The following is an 8,213-nucleotide window of genomic DNA, read 5'->3' as shown; positions in this document are numbered from 1 at the left end:
CACCGAGGCGCACCTGCTGCCCGGCGGCCTGATCGCGAACGACATCGGGTCCTTCGTCTGCCGCGACCAGCGCCTGATGGTCGCGAGCACCGAGACCGCCTGGACGAACGGCTTCGAGCCCGGCCAGGAGATCACGATCCCGCTGAAGAACGGCGAGGGCGGCTACATCGCCTCGGCCGACACGCTGCTCGAGCTCGAGGCGGAGGGACGCGTCGTCGTCCGCTACCTCGGCCACAACCCGAACGGCTCGATGAACGACATCGCCGGCATCAGCAATCGCCGCGGCAACGTGGTGGGGCTCATGCCGCACCCGGAGCACGCCGTTGAGGAGGGCTTCGGGCCCGACACGGCCGCCGCGATGCGCTCGGGCGTCGACGGGCTGACGTTCTTCACGTCCGCGCTGCAGTCGCTGCTCGCCTCCGCCTGACGCATCCGGTCCGGGCGGCTCCGCCCGCCCGCGACGCATGAGACCCCCGGTTCCGGCCGGGGGTCTCGCGCGTCGTGGGCGATGTTCGCGGGGTCAGCTCAGGGCCCGGTCAGGACCTCGGGCTCGGGGGTCATCGAGATGGTGGGGATCGAGGCGGTGATCACGGTGCCGTCGGAGCGGCGGGTGCCCTCGATGTCGGACGTGGTCGGCGCGCCGTGCAGGCGGCGGCCCTGGTGCGTGAGCGGGACGCGCACGGGGCTGCCGGCGGCGACGTGCACGCGCTCGTCGCGGACGGTGATCGCGGCGGAGTCGCCGGTCTCGACCGTCAGCAGGACCTCGGTCTGCGTCACCTCGACGCGCACGCGCGTGCCGTGGAGGGTGATGCGGAAGGCGAGGCGGTCCCAGTCGTCGGGAAGGCGCGGGTCGAGCGTGATCCGCCCGCCGTGGTCGCGCATCCCGCCGAAGCCGTAGACGAGGGCGCTCCAGACGCCGCCCGTCGAGGCGACGTGGATGCCGTCCGCGGTGTTGCGGTGCAGGTCGGCGAGGTCGACGAACAGCGCCGACAGGAAGTAGTGGCGGGCCAGGTCGCTGTAGCCGACCTCGGCGGCGATGATCGACTGCACGACGGCCGAGAGGGTCGAGTCGCCGGTGGTCAGCGCGTCGTAGTACTCGAAGTCGGCGCGCTTCTGCTCGGCGGTGAACTCGTTGCCCTGCAGCAGCAGCGCGAGCACGACGTCGGCCTGCTTGAGCACCTGGAAGCGGTAGATCACCAGCGGGTGGAAGTGCAGCAGCAACGGGCGCTTGCTCGCGGGGGTGTTCTCGAGGTCCCACAGCTCCTTCTCGAGGAAGGCCGCGTCCTGCGGGTGGATGCCCGCCCGCGCGTCGAAGGGGATGTGCATCTTCTCGGCGGCGCGCGCCCACTCGAGCACCTCGCCCTCGTCGAGAGCGAGGCGGTCGGCCATCCGCTCGTACGCGGCGGGCTCGACGGCCTTCAGCAGCTCGACGGCGCGGGCGGCCGAGCGGAGGTTCGCCCGGGCCATGACGTTCGTGTACAGGTTGTCGTTGACGACGGTCGTGTACTCGTCCGGCCCCGTCACTCCGTGGATGTGGAAGTGGTCGTCGCCGTTGCTGCGCCAGAAGCCCAGATCGGCCCACATCCGCGCGGTCTCGACGAGGATGTCGATCGCTCCGCGGGCGAGGAAGTCGTCGTCGCCCGTGGCGCCCACGTACTGCATGAGCGCGTAGGAGATGTCGGCGTCGATGTGGTACTGAGCGGTGCCGGCGGCGTAGTACGCCGACGACTCCTGCCCGTTGATGGTGCGCCAGGGGAAGAGCGCGCCGCGCTGGTTGAGCTCGGAGGCGCGCGCCCGGGCTGCCTCGAGCATGTTCTGCCGGAAGCGCAGGGCGTTCCGGGCGACGAGGGGCGCCGTGTAGCTGAGGAACGGGAGGACGTAGACCTCGGTGTCCCAGAAGTAGTGGCCGCCGTAGCCGGAGCCCGAGACGCCCTTGGCCGCGACTCCGCCGCCGTCGGTGCGGGCGGTGGACTGAGCGAGCTGGAAGAGGTTCCAGCGGGTGGCCTGCTGGATCGCGGGCTGGCCGTCCAGCTGCACGTCGGAGCGGGTCCAGAAGTCGTCGAGCCACTCGCGCTGCTTGACGAACTGCTCCTCGACCGGCGTCTCGCGGGCGCGGTCGAGCGTGCGGTCGCAGCGGTCGGCGAGCTCGCGCACGGGCACGCCGCGGGAGGTGTGGTAGGTCAGCGTCTTGACCAGGCGGACCGGCCGGCCGGCCTTGGCCTTCACACGGTAGACGTGCTTGGCGAGGTCGTCGTCGATCTGGGAGGTCTGGTCCCACTCGTTCTCGGTCTCGAGCTGGTGCTCGGCGCCGCAGGCGACGGTCATCTGTGAGTTGGTGGTGCGGTAGCCGAGGAGGTAGCGGGTGCCGCTGACGCGCTTGAGGCGCGGCTGGAGCACGCGGTCCTCGAACGACTCCGCCTTGCGCGGGTCGAAGCCGGCGCCCTCGCTGCCGGAGGGGGCGTGGTACTCGTCGACGCCGTCCTGGCGGTTGAGGATCTGGCTCGAGATCAGCACGGACGCGTCGTGGTCGAGCATCTCGACCTCGTAGTCGAGGATCGCGAGGTGCCGGTCGGTGAAGGAGACCAGGCGGCGCGAGCGGATCAGGACGCGCTTGCCGGAGGGGGTGCGCCACTCCAGCTCGCGGGTGAGCACGCCGTTCGCGAAGTCGAGGCGGCGCGAGTAGGCGAGGACGTCGGCCTCGCTCAGCACGAAGGGCTCGTCGTCGACGTAGAGGCGGATGATCTTGGCGTCCGGCACGTTGACGATGGTCTGGCCGACGCGGGCGAAGCCGAACGCCTCCTCCGCGTGGCGGATGGGCCAGGTCTCGTGGAACCCGTTGATGAAGGTGCCGTAGGCGTAGCCGTCGCGCCCCTCCTCCACGTTGCCGCGGAGGCCGAGGTAGCCGTTGCCGGTGGCGAAGAGCGTCTCGGTGCGGCCCTGCAGCTCGGAGGCGAACTCGGTCTCGACGAGGGCCCACTCGTCGATCGGGAAGCGGTTCCGGTCGAGCGGGTCGGAGGTGATGGGGTTCATGCGGCGTCCTCGGGGGCGGGAGCGGTGGGGAGGAAGGGGAGCAGCTCGGCCAGGTCGTCCACGACCAGGTCGGCGCCGTGCTCGAGCAGGGTGTCGGCCCCGACTCCGCGGTCGACGCCGACGACGAGGCCGAAGCCGCCCGCGCGGCCTGCCGCGACTCCGGAGTGCGCGTCCTCGAGGACGGCGCACTCGGCGGCCGGGAGGCCGAGGAGCTCGGCCGCGTAGAGGTAGGTGTCGGGCGCGGGCTTGCCGGCGATCGACCGCTCGGCGGCGAGGAGCCCGTCCACGACGACCTCGAAGCGGTCGCGGAGGCCGGCCGCCTCGAGCACCGGCACGCCGTTGCGGGAGGAGGTGACGACGGCGACCTGCACACCCGCGGCGATCGCGGCGTCGACGAAGCGGAGCGAGCCCGGGTAGGGAGCGACGCCGGTCTCGGCGAGGGTGCGGTTGAAGGCGTCGTTCTTGCGGTTGCCGAGCCCGCAGACGGTCTCGAGCGACGGGTCGTCCTCGGGCGCGCCCTCGGGGAGGGTGATGCCGCGCGAGGCGAGGAGCGCCCGGACGCCGTCGTAGCGCGGGCGTCCGTCGATGTACCGGAAGTAGTCGGCGTCGGTGTAGCCCTCGGCGATCCCGCGCGAGGAGAGGTACTCCGTGAACAGCCGCGACCAGGCCTGCATGTGGACGTCGGCGGTCGGCGTGAGCACGCCGTCGAGGTCGAACAGGAGCGCGCGGACGCCGCGGAGGGCGGAGGCGTCGGGGCGCGTCGGGGATGCAGTCACGGCGGGGAGGACCTCTGATCGGGGGCAGGCGTTCGGCGGTTCCGCCGATGACGGTCGTCCGCCGCGGACTGCAGGTATCGTATACGCCCCCCGGCCGCCGTGTGGAACCGTTTACACGTCCGTCATCTGCGCGCCGCCGGGGGCGTCGATCCGCGCGGGGGCGAGGCGGTGCCGCCCGAGGGGGAGCATGAGCGGAGTGCCCGAGGTCGGGTCGGTGATGATGCGGCTGTCGAGGCCGAACACGGCGAGCACCGTCTCCTCGGTGAGCACCGCGGCCGGGGTGCCGGAGGCGTGCACCGCGCCGTGCGCGATCGCCACGAGGTGGTCGGCGTAGCGGGCGGCCATGTTGAGGTCGTGCAGCACCATCACCACCGTCGTCCCGCGGGTGCGGTTGAGGTCGACGAGCAGGTCGAGCACCTCGATCTGGTGGCTGACGTCGAGGAAGGTGGTCGGCTCGTCCAGCAGCAGCACGTCGGTCTCCTGCGCGAGGGCCATCGCGATCCAGACGCGCTGGCGCTGCCCGCCGCTGAGCTCGTCGACGGAGCGGTCGGCCAGGGCGGCGGTGTCGGTCGCGTCGAGCGCGGTCGCGACGGCCTCGTCGTCGTGGGCGCTCCAGCGGCTCAGCATCCCCTGGTGCGGATGGCGGCCGCGGCCGACGAGATCCGCGACGGTGATGCCCTCCGGGGCGATCGGCGACTGCGGGAGAAGGCCGAGCGTGCGGGCGAGCTGCTTCGCCGGCGTCCGGTGCACGGCCCTGCCGTCGAGCAGCACGGCGCCGGAGCGGGGCGCGAGCAGGCGCGACATCGAGCGCAGGAGCGTCGACTTGCCGCAGGCGTTCGCTCCGACAATCGCGGTGATGCGGCCGGGCGGGACGACGAGGTCGAGGCCGTCGACGACGGTCCGGTCGCCGTAGCCGAGGGTGACCCCCTCGGCTGTCAGGGTGTGCGCGGTGGTCACAGTGAGCCTCCCGCTCTGTTGCTGCGGACGATGAGGTAGACGAGGTACGGCGCCCCGAGGACGCCGGTGACCACTCCGACCGGGTAGCGCAGGCCCAGCCCGAACTGCCCGACGAAGTCGGCGACGAGCACGAGCAGCGCGCCGACGAGGGCAGAGGGGATGAGGAGCGACGCGCCGGGCCCGATCAGGCGGGCGGCGATCGGACCGGAGAGGAAGGCCACGAACGCGATCGGGCCGGCGGCGGCGGTCGCGAAGGCGATCAGCCCGACCGCCGCGACGATCACGACGAGGCGGGTGGCGGTCACGCGGATGCCGAGCGCGGAGGCGGTGTCGTCGCCGAGCTGCGTGGCGGAGAGGTCGCGCGAGCGCGAGAGCAGGACGGGGGTGAGGACGACGACCGCGGCGAGGACCGGCACGACCTCGCTCCAGCTCGCGCCGTTGAGGCTCCCGGTGAGCCAGCGGGACGCCTCCTGCAGGTCCCACGCGGCGGCCTGCGAGAGCACGTAGGCGGTGAGGGAGTCGAGCATCGCGGCGACCCCGATGCCGATCAGGATCAGCCGGGTGCCGGCGACTCCGCTGCGGTAGGACAGGGCGTAGACGAGCAGGGCGACCACGAGTCCCGCGACGATCGCGAGGGCCGAGACCTGCGCCGCCCCGAGCGAGAGCGTCACGATCGCGAAGGCCGCGGCGGCGCTCGCCCCGGCGCTGATCCCGATGATGTCGGGGCTGGCGAGCGGGTTGCGGAGCATGGTCTGGAAGCTCACTCCGCCGAGCCCGAAGCACAGGCCCACCAGCAGGGCGAGGACGGCGCGCGGGAGGCGGAGGCGCCCGACGGTGAAGCTCGCGCCCGGCACCTGCTCGCCGAGGATCACGCGCAGCACCTCGTCGGGCGAGTAGACGGTCTGGCCGACCAGCAGGGAGACGGCGAGGACGGCCGCGATCAGGACCGCGAGCACGGCGACGACGATCCGGCGGCGGGCCCCGCGGCGGCGGCGGCCGGCGGCGACGGCGCGGGCGGTGGCGGAGGGCGCCTCGAGCAGCGCGGTCACAGCTCGCGCACCTTCTGGCGGCGGACGATCGCGATGAACACCGGGGCGCCGACCAGCGCGGTGACGATGCCGACGTCGATCTCGCTCGGGCGCGCGACGACGCGGCCGACGATGTCCGCCGCGATCAGGAGCACGGCGCCGGTCACCGCCGAGAACGGCAGCAGCCAGCGGTGGTCGACGCCGACGAGGAGGCGGCAGGCGTGCGGGACGACCAGGCCGACGAAGCCGATGGGCCCCGTGACCGCGGTCGTCGCTCCGCAGAGCACGACCGCGCCCAGGGCGGCCCCGCCGCGCGCGAGGGCGACCCGCTCCCCCAGGCCCGCGGCGAGCTCGTCGCCGAGCGCGAGGGTGTTGAGGCTCTTGGCCGAGAGCACGCAGAGGACGAGGCCGGCCAGGAGGAAGGGGAGCACCTGCGCGATGCTCGCGGACGTCGCGCCGCCCACTCCGCCGATCTGCCAGGAGCGGATGCCGCCCGCGATGTCGGCGCGCGGCAGGACGATCGCGCTGATCACCGAGACCAGCGCGGCCGAGGTGGCGGCCCCGGCCAGGGCGAGCTTGAGCGGAGTCGCGCCGCCGCGCCCGAGCGACCCGACCGTGTAGACGAAGACCGCGGCGACCGCGGCCCCGCCGATCGCGACCCAGACGTAGGCGGCGGAGCTCGTCAGCCCGAAGAAGACGATGCCCGTCACGACCGCGAGCGAGGCTCCGGTGTTCACCCCGAGGATGCCGGGGTCGGCCAGCGGATTGCGGGTCACCCCCTGCATCAGCACGCCGGCGACGCCGAGGGCCGCGCCCGCGATCGCGGCGAGCACGGTGCGCGGGATGCGCTTGGCGACCGCGGCCTGCGCGAACCCGTCCGTGGACCCGCCGAACGCGGCGACCACGTCGCTCCACGCCACCTCCCGCGACCCCACCAGCACCGAGACCACGGCGGCGGCGAGCAGCACGGCCACGGCCGCGACCAGCCAGAGGGCGCGCAGCCGCCTCGGGCGGCGCACGGCGGCGACGCCCGAGGCGGCGGGAGGAGCGGCGAGGGTCACGCGGGTCGGGTCCCGGCTCAGGCGGCCGGAGTGCTCTGCGCGGCCTTGGCGGCGGCCTCGTCGAGCAGGTCCAGGTAGTCGTCGAGGACCCACGAGATCGAGAGCGGCGTCGGGTTGGCGGCGGTGCCGAGCGGGGTGGAGGGCAGGCGCACGATGGCGTCGTCGGCGACCGCGGGGATCTGCGAGAGCAGCGGGTCGGCCTTGAGGGTGCTCACGAGCTCGTCGTCGCCGTAGGTGACGATCACGTCGACGTCGCTGAAGGCGTCGGCCTGCTCAGCGCTCTGCGTGAGCGAGAACTTGTCGGTCGCGGCGGAGGCGGTGGCGATGCTGCCCGGGGTCGCCATGCCGAGGTCCTCGAAGAACGCGGGGCGGGTGTCGTGCGAGGTGTAGAAGCTGACCTGGCTGAGGTCCGTCGGGTCGACGTGGGTGAGGAACATCGCCGAGGTGCCGGCCAGCTGCGGGTGCGCGGCGACCTTCTCCTCGATCTCGCCCTCGAGCTCGGTGATCAGGGCGGCGCCCTCGTCGGCCCTGCCCATCGCCTCGCTGTTCAGCGTGATCATGTCGCGCCAGGAGGTGCCCCAGGCGGTCTCGGGGTAGGCGACGACGGGGGCGATCTCGCTCAGGGTGTCGTAGTCCTCCTGCGTGAGGCCGGAGTAGGCGGCGAGGATGACGTCCGGGTCGGTGTCCGAGACTGCCTCGAAGTCGATGCCGTCGGTCTCGTCGAAGAGGACGGGGGTCTCGGCGCCGAGCTCGTCGAGCTTCTCGCTCACCCAGGGGAGGAGCCCGTCGCCGTCGTCGTCGCCGAAGTTGGCGGCGGCCATGCCCACGGGGACGACACCCAGCGCGAGCGGGACCTCGTGGTTGGCCCAGTTGACGGTCGCCACGCGCTCGGGGGCCGACTCGATGGTGGTGGTGCCGAGAGCGTGCTCGATCGTGATCGGCGTGAAGCCGCTGTCGGCGGCGGCGGCGTCTCCGGCGGCCGAGCCGCTGCAGCCGGCGAGGCCGATCGTCAGCGCGGTGGCAGCGAGCAGGGCGAGGGGCGTGGTGGCGCGGGGCATGGGTCCCTTTCGAGAGGCTGTGCGGGAGGCGGCGCAGGGTCCGAGTGGACCGGCACTAAGGACAGCCTAACCAAAGAATGTGCGTGCTCTCAGCCCCGATTCCTCGCCTCCCGAGGTCGGAGGCGCCCCGAGGCGCCGCTCGCGGAGCCCGGAGACGGCCCTGCCACGGCCGCGGACGTCACGCCGTCGCGAGCCTCTCGACGGTGCGCAGGTTCCGGGTCGTGGTGCTCGAGCGGTAGGCGGAACGGGCGAGGATCCTCGCGACCGGCGTGTCCGTCGAGGAGCCGCGCGGGCAGCGCCAGT

Annotated in this window: 7 protein-coding genes; 1 reads left to right on the top strand and 6 read right to left on the bottom strand. The window is 73.0% G+C overall.

Going from position 1 to position 8,213, the window contains the following annotated elements; all coding sequences use genetic code 11:
• Window positions 1–427: phosphoribosylformylglycinamidine synthase subunit PurQ (locus tag C5C27_RS15755; protein ID WP_181133567.1), on the top strand; the 427-nt coding region annotated here is incomplete at its 5' end.
• Window positions 428–525: 98 nt separating this feature from the next.
• On the opposite strand, the gene C5C27_RS15750 is transcribed toward C5C27_RS15755, so the two are convergent.
• The 6 genes from C5C27_RS15750 to C5C27_RS15725 all read right to left on the bottom strand — a co-directional run bounded on the left by C5C27_RS15750 (window position 526) and on the right by C5C27_RS15725 (window position 7,910).
• The gene (locus tag C5C27_RS15750) at window positions 526–3,030 is read right to left on the bottom strand and encodes a glycoside hydrolase family 65 protein (RefSeq protein ID WP_104222738.1); all 2,505 of its coding nucleotides are present in this window, start codon (window positions 3,028–3,030) and stop codon (window positions 526–528) included.
• On the bottom strand, window positions 3,027–3,806 hold the full coding sequence (locus C5C27_RS15745) for an HAD family phosphatase (RefSeq protein WP_104222739.1): 780 nt from the start codon (window positions 3,804–3,806) through the stop codon (window positions 3,027–3,029). Before C5C27_RS15745 ends, C5C27_RS15750 begins: the two co-directional genes overlap by 4 nt.
• Before the next feature lie 111 nt (window positions 3,807–3,917).
• Window positions 3,918–4,763, bottom strand: a complete 846-nt coding sequence (locus C5C27_RS15740; RefSeq protein ID WP_104314878.1) for an ABC transporter ATP-binding protein — start codon at window positions 4,761–4,763, stop codon at window positions 3,918–3,920.
• Window positions 4,760–5,812 (bottom strand): iron ABC transporter permease, encoded by a 1,053-nt coding sequence (locus C5C27_RS15735; RefSeq protein WP_258066820.1) that lies wholly within the window; start codon window positions 5,810–5,812, stop codon window positions 4,760–4,762. Before C5C27_RS15735 ends, C5C27_RS15740 begins: the two co-directional genes overlap by 4 nt.
• The gene (locus C5C27_RS15730; RefSeq protein WP_104234258.1) at window positions 5,809–6,852 is read right to left on the bottom strand and encodes an iron ABC transporter permease; all 1,044 of its coding nucleotides are present in this window, start codon (window positions 6,850–6,852) and stop codon (window positions 5,809–5,811) included. Before C5C27_RS15730 ends, C5C27_RS15735 begins: the two co-directional genes overlap by 4 nt.
• A 17-nt stretch (window positions 6,853–6,869) precedes the next feature.
• The gene (locus tag C5C27_RS15725; RefSeq protein ID WP_104314877.1) at window positions 6,870–7,910 is read right to left on the bottom strand and encodes an iron-siderophore ABC transporter substrate-binding protein; all 1,041 of its coding nucleotides are present in this window, start codon (window positions 7,908–7,910) and stop codon (window positions 6,870–6,872) included.
• Between the last annotated feature and the right edge of the window lie 303 nt (window positions 7,911–8,213).

The sequence above is a fragment of the Rathayibacter sp. AY2B7 genome (assembly GCF_002931635.1).
In the GTDB taxonomy this organism is placed as follows: domain Bacteria; phylum Actinomycetota; class Actinomycetes; order Actinomycetales; family Microbacteriaceae; genus Rathayibacter.
The sequence above is the reverse complement of the archived record's forward strand: the minus strand, read 5'-3'. Positions and strand labels throughout refer to the sequence as shown.